Raw genomic sequence first — 1,099 nt, 5'->3', positions numbered from 1 at the left:
GAGGTTAATGGTACTAATGTTGCCGTTAATCTCCTCTGCTACAAGGCTTTGCTGTTGCGAGGCAACCGCCACCTGCGAGGTTAAACTAGCAACGTTATTTACCGAATGTTCCATCGACACCAAACGTTGAGATATTTTAGCTGTTCGCTCTACAGTAGAACGACTTGCTTCACTCGTTTTGCCCATACTATTGGCCACTCCAAGCGAAAGGGACGTTAACTCTGACAGCATCGCATCTATTTCATTGGTACTTGTTTGAGTACGAGCCGCCAATGCCCTGACTTCATCAGCGACAACCGCAAAACCTCTTCCTTGCTCCCCAGCCCTTGCCGCCTCAATCGCGGCATTAAGTGCCAATAAATTGGTTTGCTCTGCAACGCCACCGATCACGGTTAATACCTCGTTGATTCGAGATGCTCCATCACTCATTTGAGTCACGCGCTCAGCCATTACCTCAAATTGATCAACGAAAGCTTCAACACAAATCACCGCTTCACCAACCACCTGTTGCGATTGCGTCATGTCACCGATGACGGTCTGAGTAAACTCCGATGCGGAAACCGTGCTTTGTGCGACCGATTCAGAAGAAGCCGTCATTTCAGTCATGGCGGTCACCACTTGTTCCGTTTCTAACGCATGGCTATTGAGCTTATTCAGGTTTGAGTCCGCTTGATCGTGTACAAGATTAAGAGAGTGTGTAATTTGATCTGATGACTCCGAGACCTCTTTCATCATCAATTGCAGATTAGAAATAAACTCGTTGATGGCCTTCGCTATTTGCCCTAAGTCATCATTATTTTTTACAGGTAATCTCTGAGTGAGGTCACAATCCCCGGACGACAGGCTAATCACGACTTTTTTAAGTGCGACAATGGGACGGAACAAATACCCTAGAGTTGCAATTAAAATCATGGCTGCAATAACGACAGAAACCCCTCCCCCAATCAATAACTGCTGCCAAGCATCTTTCACGCTTCATCAATAATTTGTTCATTAGCTTCTAGTGTAAGGTGCCACTTTTGTTCACCAAGCACTCTAAAGCTTTGAGATAAGAAAAGGGATACATTGTCGTCTTTGGTGTATTTAAACACCCCCTGTA

General features: G+C 45.5%; 1 protein-coding gene. It reads right to left on the bottom strand.

Annotation, left to right across the window (positions count from 1 at the left end; all coding sequences use genetic code 11):
• Positions 1-972, bottom strand: a 972-nt coding sequence (locus AB4496_RS07180) for a methyl-accepting chemotaxis protein (protein ID WP_372130744.1), incomplete at its 3' end; no start/stop codon positions are given.
• Positions 973-1,099 lie beyond the last annotated feature (127 nt).

It is taken from the genome of Vibrio sp. 10N.222.46.A1 (assembly GCF_041473595.1).
GTDB classification, from domain to species: domain Bacteria; phylum Pseudomonadota; class Gammaproteobacteria; order Enterobacterales; family Vibrionaceae; genus Vibrio; species Vibrio tasmaniensis_A.
Note: the sequence above shows the minus strand (reverse complement) of the source record. Positions and strands in the feature narration are given on the sequence as shown.